The sequence below is a fragment of the Acinetobacter chengduensis genome, from assembly GCF_003664645.1.
In the GTDB taxonomy this organism is placed as follows: domain Bacteria; phylum Pseudomonadota; class Gammaproteobacteria; order Pseudomonadales; family Moraxellaceae; genus Acinetobacter; species Acinetobacter chengduensis.
The window spans coordinates 37,399-53,565 of the sequence record NZ_RCHC01000006.1; the positions used below are offsets into that span (position 1 = coordinate 37,399).

Genomic DNA, 16,167 nt, shown 5'->3' on the forward strand with positions numbered 1-16,167 from the left:
AAAGAGGTCTACGGACCTCTTTTTTATTTCTGCGACTTTACGATCACAGCTGATCAATGCAAATAAGCTTCTGTTATGACTGAACTGATCCGTAGTAATCGTCTTTCTGCTTCCCAACAAAATAAATAATGATACTCACGCATAGATTGAGGCTGATAGATAGAAGGGAAATCCGCTTTTAACGCCTGCTGATCTATTTCTATATTTTCATCACATTGAAAATCACGTTGTTGAACCACATTCCAATATTTTTGATCATCACCATAAACAATGTAGGATTTTGGTTGAAAATAAGAGTTGTCATGCATTCTCCAAAAACGCCCCATACAGCTCTGATTCTTATCTAAGCAATATCGCTTCAGCTGAGCTAAAAAATGGACTTTTTTCTTTGGCCACGATGCTGAAAATAACCCAAGCTCATCATCATTCACTCGCTCTTTATACGCCTGCTGTAACAACCAATTATCCAGCTTTAGCGCATCCTCCACTTGAAGCTGGTAGAAAAATACATAATTTTCATTGGCTTTAATGTATGGGGGCTTGATCAATACTGTTTTAAATTTATATGCAATCAATTCGTTGCATTGATGATTGGTAGAAAATTGAGCGATAAATTCACAGTTCTGCTGCCTGAAATTTTTAAAGTGAGCATAAAGCGCATTTATTTCTGCTTTTAAACCATAGGCATAAAACCCAAAGCACAGCGCTAGAAAAATACAAATACCCATTAAAATGATGCGCATGCTAAGCTCGATTTTTTTAGTTTTCATTCGAATCTTAGTGTCTAATCTAAATAAGGTATAAGATGTAGGTCAAGAATTTACCGCGTTTTTACTTACGATTTTATGCTGTCCTCTGCTCTATCTGCGCAAATCAAAACTAGGCTTCCTCAAATTTCCCTTATCCTCATTACCATTATTTGGGGAGGGAGTTTTCTCACCGTACAATACGGCCTTAATTTTAGTAGTCCCCTGATTTTTGTCGGTCTACGCTTTGCAGCCGCAACATTTGCCGTCAGTGTGTTGTCATGGAAATACCTCAAAGGCTTGAATCGCCATGAAGTGTTTGCAGGATTTTGTATTGGCGCAGTCATTGCGATTGGCTACGGCACACAAACCATTGGCTTACAAAGCATTAGTAGCAGTGAATCGGCATTTTTAACTGCACTCTACGTTCCACTAGTGCCCATTTTTATGTGGCTGTGCTTTAAGCACCGTCCACACCTTATGACATGGTTGGGCGTACTATTCGCCTTTGTTGGCTTGGTTTTTTTAACAGGAAATGGCTTTGGCGCCATACAGCTAAATTTTGGTCAAATCATTACCCTGATCGGCTCGATTGCCATCGCTTTTGAAATTATTCTGATCAGTTATTTTGCCAAGACGGTGAATTTACGACGTGTCACGGTATTACAACTCGCGTTTGCTTCATTAATTTGTTTTATGATTGCCCCACTCAATGGTGAAATCAGCCTGCCTCAGTTTGAGTGGCCTCTTATTGCTACGCTTTGTGGCTTAGGTTTAGCCAGTGCAGTGATTCAAATGGTGATGAACTGGGCGCAGCGCATGGTCGATCCTTCACAAGCTGCCATTATTTATGCAGGTGAACCACTATGGGCTGCACTCATTGGTCGTATTGCAGGTGAACGTTTAGCGCCACTGGCTTTAATTGGTGGCATGCTCGTTGTGATTGGCGTGATTGTTAGCGAATGGCGACCTAAATTTTTGAAACGAAAATTTGAAAAGTAATTGAATACCCTAGCTGAGCTTAACCCTCTCCTCTAAAGAGAGGGTTTTTTAATGTTAGAAAGACACCATCTTGCCAGGGTTAACCATCGCCCCCAGACCATAAGCGGTTTTGGCCATTGGAATCACCATAGGTGCAAGCGCACGACCAAACAAAATATCTTGATGTTGAATGGTGGTGAGCATATTAAAGTCATCAGCATTACCACAGAAATCATCGGCAATCGCTTTACCAATTCGTACCGTTTGCGCCACCCCGTGACCACTCCAACCTTGTACCGCATAAATTGGGTATTTACCATCTGACTTACGGCTATCCGCCGCACCATTCATGGTTAAGTCAGTTGTACCACTCCAGACAAAGTCTAATTCAACCTGTTTTAATTGAGGGAATACATGCTGAATTCGCCCCAATAAATAATCATGGGTTTTTTCAGGGCTCCAACATGAACCTGTGCCTTCACCACCAAACAGCAAACGATTTTTAGATACCCCTCGATAATAATCAATTTGGAACTGGGTATCGTATACAGGGGCATCGCTCGGCAGGATTTCACTCAGCTCAAGCTCTAAGGGCGCTGTGGTACACACATAGGTATAAAATGGAATCGTGGTTTGCTTATGGTTTTGGAGTAGCTTAAACGATGCATGATGCACTCCAATCACAGCACTCTTACGTGCTTTAATCGTGCCACCTGTGGTGGTCACATAAATACCATCTTCACGCTCATCGACCGATAAAACTTCAGTTTGCTCATAAATTTTGCCTCCTTGTTGGCTAAATGCATACGCAAGGCCACGGTTTAAGGCCAAAGGATGGATATGCCCACCGAGGGTATCGAGTAAGCCTCCATAATAATTGTCAGATTTTACGTGCTCAAATAACTCATGCTTACCCATAATCTGGGTATGGTCTTCACCCAAAAATTTACGTGCATCTGCACCTTCGGTTAATCCCACCAAATGGCCCGGATGTACAGCAGCGGTAATATGCTGATGTTTACGTTGTAATGCTAATCCATAGCGATCCGCAATTTGGTCAATTAAAGACATTGCCTCAGTCGAAGTGAAATGCCAAAGGCGTTTTGCATCTTCATAACTAAAATGTTCAATCATCTCCCCCGCTTCCCAACGTGCCAGCCCAGGGGTTAACTGTCCACCATTTCGACCCGATGCAGCACTGCCAATGCGATTTTTTTCGACCAGTACCGTCTCTACGCCTTGTTCTGCTAAATGCAATGCCGTCGATGCGCCCAATAAGCCACCACCTATCACCACTACATCGCATTCAATATCGGCATTAAGGGCATCAAATGCCTGCCATGCCTCTAAAGAGCTTTCATAATAATTGGCTGGAAACTCAAAACTTCCACGCGAGGGATTGACCCAATTCCACTCTTTACCACTTTGTGCATTTACACTGTTTTTATATTCAACATCATCTACAAATTTTGGCTTCATCATCTTCTTTACGTCCTATATTTATTCAATCAATTCTATTTAGCATCAGTGATGGCATAGGCAACTTAATACGCGTTACCAATCACAATATTTTGTTTTCTCAGCTTTTTATAAGCGAACAACACAATGCCCACAGCAAGCCAAATTCCGCCACAAACTAATGCATTGTGCTCTAAGCTCACCCACAGGCACATAATGGTTGCCACGGAAATGAAGGGTAAAAGCATGTTCAGGCAGATGTTTTTAAGACCATGGCGTTGACCATCTCGTACATAAAACTTCATAAATACAGAGAAATTGACCGCGGTAAAGGCAATGAGCGCACCAAAGCTAATCATGCTCACCACCGTAGCCAAATCTAAGCGAATAGCGGCCAAGGAAATCAAACCGATCAGCAAGACCGCATATAAGGGCGTACCTAATTTGCGATGCACTTGACCAAATGTGCCTTTATGAAAAATTCCATCACGGCCCATGATATGAATGAGACGAGATGCACTGGCATGTGTCGCAAGACCTGAAGCAAAGGTATTCATAATTTGGGCACATAAAAACACCGATTGAAATAATGCCCCACCCACATACAGAACAATTTCAGGCAGTGCTTCATCTGGGTTGTTAAAACGCACATTTGTTGGAAAATACAATTGCACAAACCAAGACGCAGTAATAAAAATCGCTCCGCCTGTTAAAGTTGTTAAAATCACTGCACGCGGAATGGTACGTTTCGGGTCTTTTGTTTCATGTGACATGGTCGTCACTGCATCAAAGCCTAAAAAGCTAAAGCACAGGATTGAAGCCCCTGCAATCAGCGGCAAAATTGAGCTATCGCCATTAAATAATGGTGCAAGGGTTAAAACATGCGCATAGCCTTGCTCACTGCCTACGCCTTGAATGACCAAATAAATAAACACGCCCATAAGTAACACTGGCGCACATACAAAGATCAGGCTGAGGTTGGCCAATATATTGATACGGAAGCAGTTAATTAAAGTGACTAAGCTGGTAAACAAAATCACCCATGCCCAATAAGGCACACTTGGAATGACCGCTTCTAAATAAATACCCGCCAGCAATGCATTAACCAACGGCAACATGATGTAATCCAGTAAAGAACACCATCCCACAAAAAAACCTGTTTGAGGCCCACACGATTCTGCGGTGTAGGTATAGGCAGAACCAGGTTTATCCGAATGCTTACTAAAACGCGCATAACTAAACGCCGTAAGTAGCATGGCAAATAAAGCCAAAATATAAGCCAGTGGTACACGACCATCGGTAATGCCAGACACAATACCGAAGGTATCAAACACAACCATGGGGGTCATATAAGCCACACCAATGATCACCACTTGCCATAAAGACATTTTTTTGAAAGAAACTTGCGCTTTTTCCATAATGCCACCTAGTTATTCATTTTATTAAAGTTAATTATTTTTTTGCAACAACTATGCCATATAATATAATTATAAATATTTAAAAATTGAGCGTGTAAATGCCAAAGTATTCAATTGAAACTCGAAAACTAGCCATTCAAATGTACAAAAAAACCGACTACAAAGTGGCGGTTTGTAAAGAATTCAACATCTCTCGAGTGACACTAGACGCATGGATAAAACTTGAAGAAGAAACGGGAGAGTTACACCCTAAAACAGGGAAAAAACGTGGCGCGCCTAGTCACATAAAGAATTGGAACGAATTTCAAGTATTTGTAAAAGAAGTAAAATTTCAAAATATCAGTGATTTAATTCCACTCTTTGAACAACGTTTTGGCTATGCAGTTTCCTACGCTGTTTTGGTACGTGCGATTCATCTTTTAGGTATGCGTAGACGCCGTGGTCGTTACTATGCTTAAGCTTTTTTTCACTCGAAAATTAAACTATTTTTATGATTTAAATTAATTAAAATAAATGTACATAAATGTAAAGTTAATTTTATTAAAAAGTAAATTATTTATATTAAAAACGTAAATTTAATTAAATAAAAAGGTACATTTAATATATTAAAAATGTAAGATAATTTTATTAAAAAAGTATAGTCTAAAATATTAAAATGTAAGCTAAATTAATTGATTATCACCACAATGAAGCAAACACTTGCCTCAAAGCGGCGCAAGACCTAAAACACGAGGCACAAAAAAAAGATGACCATAGCCATCTTTTTAAAGCGCCTTTTTATACTGCTATACTGCGATGTCTTTCATCTTAAAGCTGTATTTTTGAATCCAACCTGTTTATTGATACATCGGCTTGTTGTCATTCACTGTAATAATGCCACGTACAGCTCGATAGACAATCCACACCCATGATGCAGCAACTACAAAAATACAAAATGCAGATGCGCCTAGAGCTGTTCCTGCAAATAAATCTGGATTATTTCCTGTAAAGAACAGAAAAAAGAACGGGATAAAAGCAATGATGTTCCAAATTAAATACCACCAGAACGTTCGAATTTGCCAAGTAAAATGACTTTCAAAAATGGAACCTTGCACACTATCGCGCTTGATATAATTAATAACCAATGCCACCAATGCCAATATACCAGCACTAAAAATTGCGACGATATACAACACATATAAGGCAATGGTTAAAGTACGGTTCGAATCTTGATCTACTGAATATTCCATACACGCCCTCTGCTCTATTATTTCTACTTCGGTTTAAAATGGATTAAATGGAGAAATCAACCATAAAATCAAAAGTATGTTAAAACCTATAGTACAAAAATAAATCCGGCGAAATGGTTGTTTTTGTGTTTTATGTCTCAGTTTTTCTTGGGCTAACCAAGCTGCAGGCCAACCGCCTAAAAAAGCCAATAGGTGCAAACTCTGCTCAGGTATACGGCGCTTACCCAAATGGGCAGCTTCTTTATCTTGTGCATAAAACCAGTAGGTTGCCACATTGACTAAGCTTAAAGCCAACACGGCTATACCGCTAAGTAATCCTACAAGACTTAAACCTACAATAGTCAAAATATAAAGCACACACAGAATTTGCATGACAGAGAATTTTTTGGGCATCGCAATCAGGTTATCCGACGGGTTCGGCTGAGCGTGTTGCACTTGGCTAGCCTTTAGATAAGTCACTTGCTGTGCACGAAAACGCCCACGCTCATCCAAAATCACCAAATACTCCAAAGCACAGCCAACAATCGGGCGCGGGCCAGGGCGAGCAAAATCCTTAATGTGTAAAAACACACGTTCTTTACTGCTGTCGCTCGGTTGAATAAAGCCATAACCTTGTTCATCCAACCATTCCACTAAACGCCCTTGATCCCGCATGCTTATTCCCGTTACTTAATAATTAGGCCGTTACGAACTTTAAGCGTTCAATCAACATATTGCGCATTTCTGCTGGGTTTTTCTGCAAGATATCATCCCCTGTACGACCTTCAGAGGCATTTTTTTGCGCCACTTGTAAACGCATCATCCAAAAACGCCCTGCAGCCATGGCCAAGTACAACTCCAAACATGACTTCTCATCTGAGGTTAAAGGACGTACCGATTCATAGGCATTCAAAAAGGCAATGGCTTTTTCTTCATTCAACTCTACGCTTGGATACTCTGTACAGAAGTCATTGAGTGTAATTGCAATATCAAACAGCAATTCATCTTTATTTAACTCGTAAAAGTCTAAAATGCCTTTGAGTTCATTGCCATCAAATAAAGTATTGTCGCGGAACAAATCTGAATGAATAAAGCCTTTTGGACGCTCTGGATACATTGCCGTTAGTACCTCATATAACCCTAAAAGATTATTAAGGAGCATCGTATCGGCATCATTTAAGTTGGGGCGCAAATCACGTGAAACCCCTAACCAATAGGCATGGTCGCGGTAAAATGCACGCTCCAAAGGAAAATCTTGCAATGCCACATGCATTTTGGCTTGGGCAATCGCAATCTGCTTCACTTGCTCCAGCTGAGACGGCATGGGATGCTCACCACGCATACGCGGTGCAATTTGTGCGGGCTTATCTTTAAGAGTATGAATGGCATGCCCTGCATAATTTAAAGGCACTGGCACGGCCAAACCTGCCTGCCCCAAATGTTCCAATACAGGTACGAGCTCTGCTGCACCTTGCTCATCCATTTCTTCAAATATCGTTAAAACAAACTGCTGATCATTTTCACAGACGATAAAATAGTTGGTATTTTGAATCCCGCCTTGAATGGGAATAAGGTCCACCACGTTTAAGCCATAAGGCGTAGCGAAGTCCTGAGCTTCCTTTAAAGTCAAAGTGGTATAAACCGACATACAAAACCTGCAAAAAATCTTACATAAGTTTGATAGAATAACCGCTCCGGCTATTAAGGTGTAGCATCTAAGTCGCGAAGTTTCATAATCGGCTGTTATTTTTGGAAAAAATTATGCTTGCTAAACGTATTATTCCTTGCCTTGATGTCGACAATGGTCGCGTAGTCAAAGGTGTTCAATTTTTAGATATTCGTGATGCAGGCGATCCAGTAGAAGTAGCCCGTCGTTATAACGAACAAGGCGCCGATGAAATTACCTTTTTAGATATTACTGCAACCTCAAATGGTCGTGATACCACATACCGTACCGTAGAGCGTATGGCGGAATCGGTTTTTGTACCGCTTACTGTAGGTGGTGGTGTACGTAAAGTGGAAGACATCCGTTTATTGCTTAATGCAGGGGCCGATAAAGTCAGCATTAACTCAGCAGCTATTTATAACCCAGAATTTGTACAAGAGGCGTCGCAACGTTTTGGCGCACAGTGCATTGTGGTTGCAATTGATGCTAAAAAAACGGGCGACAACAAATGGGAAATCTTTACCCATGGTGGCCGTAAAGAAACAGGAATTGATGCCATTGAATGGGCGGTCAAAATGGCTGAATTTGGCGCGGGTGAATTACTCGTGACCTCAATGGATGCCGACGGTACTAAAGCTGGTTATGACCTTGCGCTTATGCGTCAAATTAACGACCGCGTTACCATTCCAACGATTGCATCGGGTGGTGTAGGTAACTTACAACATTTAGCAGACGGTATTATTCAAGGTGGTGCAGATGCAGTATTGGCTGCCTCTATTTTCCACTTTGGTCAGCATACGATTCCTGAAGCGAAAAAATACTTGGCAGAACAAGGCATTGAAATGCGTCTTTAATTGACCTTTGCTTAAGTCTGTGTAAAAAAGAGCGTGTATACGCTCTTTTTTTTGATTCATCATGTACTTAGACACTGCACTATTGATTGCGGGCTTCGGTAGCTTGCTGTTGTTTGGCCTAATTGCTTATGGACTTAAAATAAGCCAAAACACGCAATCGATGATCATCTTGCTGATGATCTGCGGTTTTATGTATATGTATTTATTTGGCTTAGATCGATACCGTGAGTCAAACTATCAAAAAGCCTTAGATGAAGCACAACAAATAAGTACATGCGCCGTATTCGTTCGACAAATTCAATTTAATATTAGTCGTAAACAGCAATCTGAAACAGCATTTCAATTCAAAACCGCACATTCTGAATTTTTAGAATTTAATGGTGATCCGATCGCCTTCCAGCACATTCCGCAGTTACAATATTTACAATCAGGTCATTCTTATTGTTTTCGTTATGCTAGGGGAATTCATGATTGGAATGGACGCTTCATACTCACAGAATTATACCCTTCCCTAAATTAAACATAAAAAAAGGAGCCTTGTCGGCTCCTATAAACCAAGAAAAAACTACAGCACTTGGTTCGTGAATATCAATATACGTCAATCTCAAATGCAGTACATTTTCGATAAGGGCATTATAGTATCTGCACAACTGCAGAATATTGACAATCTCAAGGCGATTTATTGACCAATCACGACAAAACTGAGTTTTTAGCTACCGTTCATCGCCTTTTCAGCTGTAGGCAAAGTCTTTAAACCTGCGACTACTGGTTTGGCCAGCTGAACAGGAAAGAAGTGCGTAACCACTTGATTTAAACCTTTTGACAACAATGCTGGTAAAGGGATGCCTAAAGGATTCTTCTCTTGCAAATCTGGTGATGAAATCACACGCGTACGCAAAATATAATCAAACCAAGGTTTGGTTACACACCAGTTGGCATCCTGATTCGAATTCATGTGATGATCATAGTGCCACGGAATATTTTTCATAGCCCAATCAGGCTCTAAATGTGCACGTCGATGAATATAATAATAATTCCCCGCAGCATACAGCACAGCCAAGCTCATCCCTTTAGATACTGGATAAAACAGTGGCGCAAATACCCCCACTGCAACTGCCAAAGAAATGACCTCATTTTTTGTGCGCCAATTTTTTAAGCCTTCGACATAGCCATAATCTTCAAAAGCCGTTTTGCGTACTTCGCGGTGATGTTCCCAATGCGACTTCATATTATTTGGCGATGGGCTCCAACGTGGCTTGCCTGTACGATGAGTGCCATGCAAAAGATATTTATGTGCAACCCACTCAAAACCATTGGCGACCACTAGCCCCAGCATAAAACCTTTTAACATATACGCCACCTCCTATCTTTTATCTCACTATAAGCAATCAAAAAGGCTAGATATTGACCATATTTTTAAATATCATTGACAAATTACGACAAAACCAAGAATAAGAAATGCAACACCTGAAGGATTATACTGGCACTGTTTATGGTGGCCTCGGGCACCTACTCTATACGTTTTACCAGAAACAACAGTTAGAGATTCCCAGCACCTTAACTCAAGTTCAAAATTTAGAACGTTTTGATTATTCGGTATGGCGCGATTTACTCAATTTACTAGATGCACAATTACAGCGTCCTGCACTTGGACTTGAGATTGCTCAATCTGTGCAGCCTAAACATTTGGGCATTATTGCTTATATTGCAATGTCCTGTGCCAATTTAGGTGAAGCCCTGTATCGATACCATGACTTTCATCGTCTGGTCTATGATGGCTCTCCATTAAAAGTGGAAGGCTTAGCAGATTACTTGTCCATCTGTTGGTCAGACTTACCCCCCAATATGTCCAATCAACTAACCGATGAAGTCGCAATTGCGCTAATGATTGGCTTTTTAAAACACTTTATTAATGTAGAAGACCTACGCATACATGAAGTACACTTTCGGCAACCTACCCCCAAGCATGTGGCCTTATATGAGCATTTTTTTCGTTGTAAAGTGCGCTTTTCTCAGCCAAGTTCACAAGTTCTTTTGCCTATAGAAGAACTCTCTCGCCCGTTTTCACACAGTGATCACACCTTACAACAGCTGTTAATTCAGCAAGCACAGGCCTTGCTGGAAAAACTTCCCAATATCACCCAAACCGATCAATATTTACAGCAAGCCATTTTGACGGGCTTACAAAAAAATCAATTTCAGATTGAAGATATCGCCCAGCAATTAAATATTTCTGTGCGTCAACTGCAACGCCATTTACAACAACAAAACACAACCTATCAACAGCGCATGCAACAAGTGCGCTGTATGTTGGCAGAAGAATACTTAAGAGATCCGCACTTAGGCTTACATGAAATTGCCCTGTTACTTGGTTACTCAGAACAAAGTGCCTTCCAACGTGCATTTAAACAATGGCGTAATATCACCCCACTACAATGGCGACAACAGGTGCAATAAACGCAAAATAAACTCCGTTCATCTTATGCTTATTGAGAACCAAGTCACATTTTGATAAATATAATCCAGGCAAAACTCCACATTGTCATAAAACAAAAAAAGGATCTCTGGAGCTCAACATGAATAAATATATTGCAGAATTAATTGGTACATTTGGTTGGTGTTTGGTGGCTGTGGGAGCGCAATTTTTGCCGCTGCTTACCCCGAGCTTGGTATTGGATTTTCAGGGGTTTCTCTAGCATTCGGTCTAACAGTTTTAACAGGTGCTTATGCACTTGGCCATATCTCAGGGGGGCACTTTAACCCTGCAGTCAGCATTGGCTTATGGGCCGGTGGTCGTTTTGATACCAAAGATTTAGTACCTTATATTATTGTCCAAGTGATTGGCGCAGTATTGGCGGCATGGGTGCTATATGCCATTTTTAGTGGTCAAGCAAACTTTACAGGAACAGGTGGCTTTGCCAGCAATGGCTTTGGTGAACTCTCACCGAATAAATATTCGATGATGTCTGCGCTGATTATTGAAATTGTACTCACGGCAATGTTCTTAATTATTATTATGGGTTCAACCGACAAACGAGCACCTGCAGGTTTTGCACCCATTGCAATTGGTTTAGCACTCACACTCATTCACTTAATTAGTATTCCTGTCACCAACACTTCGGTAAATCCAGCACGAAGTACAGGTGTAGCACTATTTGCTGAAACTGCCGCACTCAGTCAACTTTGGTTATTCTGGGTTGCACCGATTGTTGGCGCGGTGATTGGTGCTGTGATTTATCGTGGCATCGCAAAAGATGAGACTTAAGCACGACTAAACATACAGTCATACGTATAAAAATGCCCGTCATATTGCGGGCATTTTTATGTACATGCATAAATGCTTATAAAAAAGGATTTTCGATTTCATCAGCCTCAGCACGTTGAATCTTCTCGGGTAAATTAACCTCGGCTTCTAGCGTTTTGACCACATCATTTAATAAGGCTTGTAGTGCTTTAGCTGCTGCTAAACCTGCTTGGTCTTTAGTCAGTTGTAAATTGCCATAAAGATTGACGCAATCAAGGTCATTTTCTAAGGTCAGATCATGAATTGCGTACGATTCTGTGCCATTTTCATAAGGCTTAAACATGATTTTCTCGCTTTTTATTGATCATATCGTTGTTATATAGCCATGCCTTCGACATGGCCCTGATTCATCCTAAAGCAAGTGCATTATTTCAACAACTGCAAAATATACTGCAACAAGGTTTCAAGGAGTTGCATAATCATTGCATCTTGCGTACTGCTGTTTTGGCCCGTACCGCTGTTTGTGTCTGGATCACGATTGTTATTTGATACATTCGAACCACCCGCAGACTTAAACTGGCTTTGCATTGCATTCAGTTGATCTGTCGAAACATCTTCTGCACATTGGCTTTCAGCATCCCAATGTGAATAAGCAAATTGGGTATTGGCTTTGACGCCTGCTGCCGTCAAAGGCAGTTTGTAAGTATTGCGCTTCTGCTCTTCTGTTAACTGTGGAAATAAGTTAATTCCCAGTTGTTCTTCTAAGTAGCACACACTCACGACTTTCACCTGTAGTGAATTGTCATTTGGTGCATAGTACGCACCAATCGTGCCCGTTTTAGGTAAGTAAATTGCTTTGTAGGTTGCTGTTGGTACAATCACGCCTTTGCCAATAGTTTTCAGCTTTTTAGCTGCAAATACTGGCCCTGTAACCACATACACATCTTGCTTTTGCTTGGTCACAATGGCGCGGGTTGCTTCTTCCAATTCACGCCAAACTTTTTGGTTATTCTTTGGGGCTTGAGGCACCATATTGGCTAAAGAGAAACTGTCAAACTGTGCTTCTTTATTCGGCATATCCGCATTAGGTGCCATGTGGCCACGGTCATAGCCCGATGCTTTGTAGTCAGCTAATGTTGCACGATGTGTACGGTCGATACGTTCTTCCTCATGGAAACTATCTTCACGCGGAATTTTTTGGCTCAAGCGAGAAGGTGTCAATGCCTCTGCGACCCAAAGTGGAGTCTTGGATACCCCTGAATACATCACGTTAAAGCCGTTAAAACACAGCGGATAACTGTGCTTATCCAAGCTTTCTTTCATCAAATACGGCGGTACATCACGGTAAAACTGATCTAGACATGCACTATTTGAACTTGAGCCTGTATTTGAAACAAACTGCTGGATTTTTTCTTGTCCAAATGCAATGGCAAAACTCCCTGCAGCAACCACACCCAAAATCGCTTTCACCCCATTTTGGTTGAATAATTGGGACAGAACACCACCAGAACTACTTTTCTTTTTTGCCATTGCTACAACGATTTCTTAAAAACAGATTATTTTTCTGGAGCTTAACAAGGGTAAGTACGCCTGTATATGTGAGCAAAACAGTATTGATGAAGTTTTATGCAAACATTGTCTAACAATTCACCAGATGATGTAACAATTTGTCGCGCTTCTATATCAGTTTCATACGAGTCTTGACGTGATTGAGTATGTTTCATTGAATAAAGAACTTTGCTTATGACATGGTAAGGCTACGTAGAATTCGAAAAATCAATTCGTGGAGTCATTATGTATTCTAAACTTATGGGCCTTGGCCTGATTGCTGGTCTTGCTAGTGCTTCAGTATTTGCAGAGCCTGCTGTACAGCCAGGTGAAACTTTGGAAAGCTTGTCTAAGGCCAAAATTACCACAACTGTAAATGGCCAACCTGGTTCCTTAAATGAGCTCATTTCGAGTGGTAAAATTCAGCCGATTGCTACAGCACCTGCACAAGGCACTGAGAGCACAACGCCTGAAAATACACCTGCACCCCAAGCAGAACCGACTGCAAATGCTCCATTAAACCCAGCCAATGCGCAAGCCGAACTTCCAGACCCAAATACTGAAGCACAGGCAAGCCCAGCACTGTCATCTTCGGCAGATGCACCCGTAAATGTGGAAGTGCCAGTACAAGCGATGCCTAACACTGAAGCAACTGACGGCCCACTACAAGCATCCCCTGAGCAACCTCAAATCAATGAAGACGCTTTTGCCCAATAAAATAAATTTGGCAATAAAAAACCAGAGCTGTGCTCTGGTTTTTTTATGCTCTGCGAAATCAAATTTCGATTTGACTGCCCAACTCCACCACACGGTTGGTAGGAATTTGATAAAAATCACTCACTGGACTGGTATTACGCTGCATAGAAATAAACAGTTTTTCTCGCCACGGTGCCATGCCCTCGCCCAAAGTATGAATAATACGATCACGTGAAATAAAGAAACTGATTTGCATTAAATCAAAGTCAAAACCTAGTTGCGTATATGCATGCTCTAAAGCTTGCGGGATATCAGGCTGATCTTTAAAACCATAGTACATAAAAATACGATAGAAACGATTATCCAGCTTTTCGACTTTAAAGCGCTCCGCTTCAGTCACATAAGGAATGTCCCGAGTGACCACAGTCACCATCACATTACGCTCATGCAGTACCTTATTGTGCTTAATATTATGCAACATCGCATGAGGCACTATATTAGGCGTTCCTGTTAAAAACACTGCATCGCCAGGTACAAATTTAGTCTCGTCACTAAAACCAATACTCTTAATAAATAAGTCGATTGGCAACGCATCTTTAGCTAGACGGTTTAATACTAACGCTCGGCCATCTTTCCATGTCATTAAAATCGTAAACAGCACAGCACCAATCATAATTGGCACCCAACCGCCTGATAGAATTTTTAATGATGTAGAGGCCACAAATACAAAATCAATCAGTAAAAATGGTACTGCAAATAGCGCCACTTTCCACACTGGCCAACGCCATAAACCATAGGCCAAAACTGAAATAAGAATCGTGCCACACAGCATCGTCATGGTCACAGCGACACCATAAGCACTGGCTAAGTTAGCACTATTTTCAAATAGCAAAATTAGAATCAGAACCGAAATAAACAATGCCCAGTTAATGAATGGCAGGTAAATTTGGCCACGTTCAACATCTGAGGTATGGCGTACCGTTAAGCGTGGTAAATAGCGCAGTTGAATGGCTTGGTTCACCATTGAAAATACACCCGTGATTACAGCCTGCGAGGCAATAACCGCAGCAGCTGTTGCCAAACCAATCATTGGATAGAGCGCCCAAGCAGGGATCAACATATAAAATGGATTGGCCAATGCTTCTGCATCACGTAGCAGTAATGCGCCTTGCCCTGCATAGTTGAAGAGTAAGCACGGCAGTACCACAATAAACCATGCTAAGCGGATAGGTAAGCGCCCAAAATGTCCCATATCGGCATATAAAGCTTCGCCCCCTGTGATGGTTAGAATCACAGCACCCATGGTCAAAAAGGCCACATAAGGTTGTTGGAAAATAAAGCTTAGTGCCCAATAAGGATTCACCATTAGGAGCACATGCGGGGTTTGAATCACACTCCACAGACCAAACAAACCAATAGATAAAAACCACGCCAAAGTGATTGGCCCAAAGAATTTACCCATCGTTCCTGTGCCATGTCTTTGTACCAAAAACAGCCCTGCCAAAATACCAATCGACAATGGCACTAGCCACTGATTAAACATTGGCGTTGCAATGCTGAGGCCTTCAATCGCAGAGAGCACGGAAATCGCAGGTGTAATAATACCATCGCCAAAAAACAGCGAAGCACCAATAAAACCTAAGGCGATGAGATAAATTTTCTTATTGTCATTGATGAGTGTCGTACGTAAGTTTAATGCAAGTAGGGACATAATTCCCCCTTCACCATTATTGTCCGCACGCATAATAATCATGACATATTTAAAACTAATGGTGAGCATCATGCACCAGAAAATCAGCGATAGAATACCCAACACCGATGCTTCTGAAATGGCTAAATGTGCAGTAAGGAAACACTGACGCAGCGCATAGAGCGGACTGGTCCCAATATCACCAAACACCACGCCGAGTGCTGCTAGGGTAATAGCGGGCAATGCGGCTTTTTGTGCAGTACTTTGCATATTATGTGTCTTCAATTTAGACAATATTTTGGCGCATCATATCACCATAAAAAAAGTTTTTCTCTAAATCAATTGTTTCAGCTTGGCAGTCCCACTATTTTTCGCTATTATCCTCCGCGCAATAAGGTGAAGTGTCCGAGTGGCTGAAGGAGCACGCCTGGAAAGTGTGTAAACGTTTATAGCGTTTCGAGGGTTCGAATCCCTCTTTCACCGCCAGAATTTAAAATCCCTAAATGATTTCATTTAGGGATTTTTTTATAATGGCGAAATCTGCAGATTTAAGATGGGTGAAATCCATCTATAGCCTTGTAAAATCAATCACATATTCAATAAATAGCCTTTATCCTCAGTTTTAGATTCTTATTTTTAACCTACTCATTCAACTTGG

The 16,167-nt window shown here is 41.2% G+C and carries 16 protein-coding genes, 1 tRNA gene and 1 pseudogene; 8 read left to right on the forward strand and 10 right to left on the reverse strand.

The window, feature by feature from the left end; all coding sequences use genetic code 11:
- Positions 1–53 precede the first annotated feature (53 nt).
- On the reverse strand, positions 54–770 hold the full coding sequence (locus tag D9K81_RS06785) for a hypothetical protein (protein WP_120374870.1): 717 nt from the start codon (positions 768–770) through the stop codon (positions 54–56).
- A 75-nt stretch (positions 771–845) separates the two neighbouring features.
- Here D9K81_RS06785 and D9K81_RS06790 point away from each other — a divergent pair, with 75 nt between their 5' ends.
- Positions 846–1,748, forward strand: coding sequence for a DMT family transporter (locus tag D9K81_RS06790; RefSeq protein WP_120374871.1), 903 nt, complete (start codon positions 846–848; stop codon positions 1,746–1,748).
- Between the two features lie 54 nt (positions 1,749–1,802).
- On the opposite strand, the gene D9K81_RS06795 is transcribed toward D9K81_RS06790, so the two are convergent.
- Both D9K81_RS06795 and D9K81_RS06800 read right to left on the reverse strand, forming a co-directional pair.
- The gene (locus tag D9K81_RS06795) at positions 1,803–3,209 is read right to left on the reverse strand and encodes an NAD(P)/FAD-dependent oxidoreductase (protein WP_120374872.1); all 1,407 of its coding nucleotides are present in this window, start codon (positions 3,207–3,209) and stop codon (positions 1,803–1,805) included.
- Between the two features lie 62 nt (positions 3,210–3,271).
- Positions 3,272–4,603, reverse strand: a complete 1,332-nt coding sequence (locus D9K81_RS06800) for an APC family permease (protein WP_120374873.1) — start codon at positions 4,601–4,603, stop codon at positions 3,272–3,274.
- A gap of 98 nt (positions 4,604–4,701) precedes the next feature.
- On the opposite strand from D9K81_RS06800, the gene D9K81_RS06805 reads away from it, so the two are divergent.
- The gene (locus D9K81_RS06805; RefSeq protein WP_120374874.1) at positions 4,702–5,061 is read left to right on the forward strand and encodes a COG3415 family protein; all 360 of its coding nucleotides are present in this window, start codon (positions 4,702–4,704) and stop codon (positions 5,059–5,061) included.
- Between the two features lie 378 nt (positions 5,062–5,439).
- On the opposite strand, the gene D9K81_RS06810 is transcribed toward D9K81_RS06805, so the two are convergent.
- The 3 genes from D9K81_RS06810 to D9K81_RS06820 are packed head-to-tail and all read right to left on the reverse strand — an operon-like array spanning position 5,440 to position 7,459.
- Complete coding sequence (locus tag D9K81_RS06810; protein WP_120374875.1) at positions 5,440–5,832, reverse strand: DUF4870 family protein; 393 nt, start codon at positions 5,830–5,832, stop codon at positions 5,440–5,442.
- Between the two features lie 33 nt (positions 5,833–5,865).
- Positions 5,866–6,486 carry a DUF1294 domain-containing protein gene (locus D9K81_RS06815; protein WP_120374876.1) on the reverse strand — a complete coding sequence of 207 codons (621 nt, stop codon included), beginning with the start codon at positions 6,484–6,486 and terminating at the stop codon, positions 5,866–5,868.
- Positions 6,487–6,508: 22 nt separating this feature from the next.
- Positions 6,509–7,459, reverse strand: coding sequence for a homoserine kinase (locus tag D9K81_RS06820; RefSeq protein ID WP_120374877.1), 951 nt, complete (start codon positions 7,457–7,459; stop codon positions 6,509–6,511).
- 113 nt (positions 7,460–7,572) lie between these two features.
- On the opposite strand from D9K81_RS06820, the gene hisF reads away from it, so the two are divergent.
- Positions 7,573–8,331 carry an imidazole glycerol phosphate synthase subunit HisF gene (gene hisF / locus D9K81_RS06825; protein ID WP_106984252.1) on the forward strand — a complete coding sequence of 253 codons (759 nt, stop codon included), beginning with the start codon at positions 7,573–7,575 and terminating at the stop codon, positions 8,329–8,331.
- A 61-nt stretch (positions 8,332–8,392) separates the two neighbouring features.
- Positions 8,393–8,851: a hypothetical protein gene (locus tag D9K81_RS18570; RefSeq protein WP_198488380.1), complete on the forward strand. Its 459-nt coding sequence runs from the start codon at positions 8,393–8,395 to the stop codon at positions 8,849–8,851.
- A 189-nt stretch (positions 8,852–9,040) separates the two neighbouring features.
- On the opposite strand, the gene D9K81_RS06835 is transcribed toward D9K81_RS18570, so the two are convergent.
- Positions 9,041–9,682: a hypothetical protein gene (locus tag D9K81_RS06835; RefSeq protein ID WP_227602033.1), complete on the reverse strand. Its 642-nt coding sequence runs from the start codon at positions 9,680–9,682 to the stop codon at positions 9,041–9,043.
- A 107-nt stretch (positions 9,683–9,789) separates the two neighbouring features.
- On the opposite strand from D9K81_RS06835, the gene D9K81_RS06840 reads away from it, so the two are divergent.
- Together D9K81_RS06840 and aqpZ are read left to right on the forward strand one after the other, a co-directional pair.
- On the forward strand, positions 9,790–10,788 hold the full coding sequence (locus tag D9K81_RS06840) for an AraC family transcriptional regulator (RefSeq protein WP_120374878.1): 999 nt from the start codon (positions 9,790–9,792) through the stop codon (positions 10,786–10,788).
- Positions 10,789–10,907: 119 nt separating this feature from the next.
- Positions 10,908–11,596: pseudogene (aqpZ, locus tag D9K81_RS06845) on the forward strand (aquaporin Z).
- Positions 11,597–11,672: 76 nt separating this feature from the next.
- Here the strand turns inward: aqpZ and D9K81_RS06850 are convergent.
- Together D9K81_RS06850 and D9K81_RS06855 are read right to left on the reverse strand one after the other, a co-directional pair.
- A complete protein-coding gene (locus D9K81_RS06850; protein WP_120374879.1) occupies positions 11,673–11,918 on the reverse strand; it encodes a hypothetical protein in 246 nt (81 codons plus the stop codon).
- A gap of 83 nt (positions 11,919–12,001) precedes the next feature.
- Complete coding sequence (locus D9K81_RS06855) at positions 12,002–13,105, reverse strand: DNA/RNA non-specific endonuclease (RefSeq protein ID WP_120374880.1); 1,104 nt, start codon at positions 13,103–13,105, stop codon at positions 12,002–12,004.
- Between the two features lie 264 nt (positions 13,106–13,369).
- Here D9K81_RS06855 and D9K81_RS06860 point away from each other — a divergent pair, with 264 nt between their 5' ends.
- Positions 13,370–13,840: a RodZ family helix-turn-helix domain-containing protein gene (locus D9K81_RS06860; protein WP_120374881.1), complete on the forward strand. Its 471-nt coding sequence runs from the start codon at positions 13,370–13,372 to the stop codon at positions 13,838–13,840.
- Between the two features lie 58 nt (positions 13,841–13,898).
- Here D9K81_RS06860 and D9K81_RS06865 read toward each other — a convergent pair whose 3' ends face one another.
- Positions 13,899–15,779 carry a potassium transporter Kup gene (locus tag D9K81_RS06865; RefSeq protein ID WP_120374882.1) on the reverse strand — a complete coding sequence of 627 codons (1,881 nt, stop codon included), beginning with the start codon at positions 15,777–15,779 and terminating at the stop codon, positions 13,899–13,901.
- Positions 15,780–15,904: 125 nt separating this feature from the next.
- On the opposite strand from D9K81_RS06865, the gene D9K81_RS06870 reads away from it, so the two are divergent.
- Positions 15,905–15,995 (forward strand) — tRNA-Ser (locus tag D9K81_RS06870).
- The last annotated feature ends 172 nt before the right edge of the window (positions 15,996–16,167 follow it).

Excerpts from the sequence above, each read along its gene's own strand:
- D9K81_RS06785 (WP_120374870.1), bottom strand. The coding sequence starts at position 770 with ATGAAAACTAAAAAAATCGAGCTTAGCATGCGCATCATTTTAATGGGT.
- D9K81_RS06790 (WP_120374871.1), top strand. The coding sequence starts at position 846 with ATGCTGTCCTCTGCTCTATCTGCGCAAATCAAAACTAGGCTTCCTCAA.
- D9K81_RS06795 (WP_120374872.1), bottom strand. The coding sequence starts at position 3,209 with ATGATGAAGCCAAAATTTGTAGATGATGTTGAATATAAAAACAGTGTA.
- D9K81_RS06800 (WP_120374873.1), bottom strand. The coding sequence starts at position 4,603 with ATGGAAAAAGCGCAAGTTTCTTTCAAAAAAATGTCTTTATGGCAAGTG.
- D9K81_RS06805 (WP_120374874.1), top strand. The coding sequence starts at position 4,702 with ATGCCAAAGTATTCAATTGAAACTCGAAAACTAGCCATTCAAATGTAC.
- D9K81_RS06810 (WP_120374875.1), bottom strand. The coding sequence starts at position 5,832 with ATGGAATATTCAGTAGATCAAGATTCGAACCGTACTTTAACCATTGCC.
- D9K81_RS06815 (WP_120374876.1), bottom strand. The coding sequence starts at position 6,486 with ATGCGGGATCAAGGGCGTTTAGTGGAATGGTTGGATGAACAAGGTTAT.
- D9K81_RS06820 (WP_120374877.1), bottom strand. The coding sequence starts at position 7,459 with ATGTCGGTTTATACCACTTTGACTTTAAAGGAAGCTCAGGACTTCGCT.
- hisF (WP_106984252.1), top strand. The coding sequence starts at position 7,573 with ATGCTTGCTAAACGTATTATTCCTTGCCTTGATGTCGACAATGGTCGC.
- D9K81_RS18570 (WP_198488380.1), top strand. The coding sequence starts at position 8,393 with ATGTACTTAGACACTGCACTATTGATTGCGGGCTTCGGTAGCTTGCTG.
- D9K81_RS06835 (WP_227602033.1), bottom strand. The coding sequence starts at position 9,682 with ATGTTAAAAGGTTTTATGCTGGGGCTAGTGGTCGCCAATGGTTTTGAG.
- D9K81_RS06840 (WP_120374878.1), top strand. The coding sequence starts at position 9,790 with ATGCAACACCTGAAGGATTATACTGGCACTGTTTATGGTGGCCTCGGG.
- D9K81_RS06850 (WP_120374879.1), bottom strand. The coding sequence starts at position 11,918 with ATGTTTAAGCCTTATGAAAATGGCACAGAATCGTACGCAATTCATGAT.
- D9K81_RS06855 (WP_120374880.1), bottom strand. The coding sequence starts at position 13,105 with ATGGCAAAAAAGAAAAGTAGTTCTGGTGGTGTTCTGTCCCAATTATTC.
- D9K81_RS06860 (WP_120374881.1), top strand. The coding sequence starts at position 13,370 with ATGTATTCTAAACTTATGGGCCTTGGCCTGATTGCTGGTCTTGCTAGT.
- D9K81_RS06865 (WP_120374882.1), bottom strand. The coding sequence starts at position 15,779 with ATGCAAAGTACTGCACAAAAAGCCGCATTGCCCGCTATTACCCTAGCA.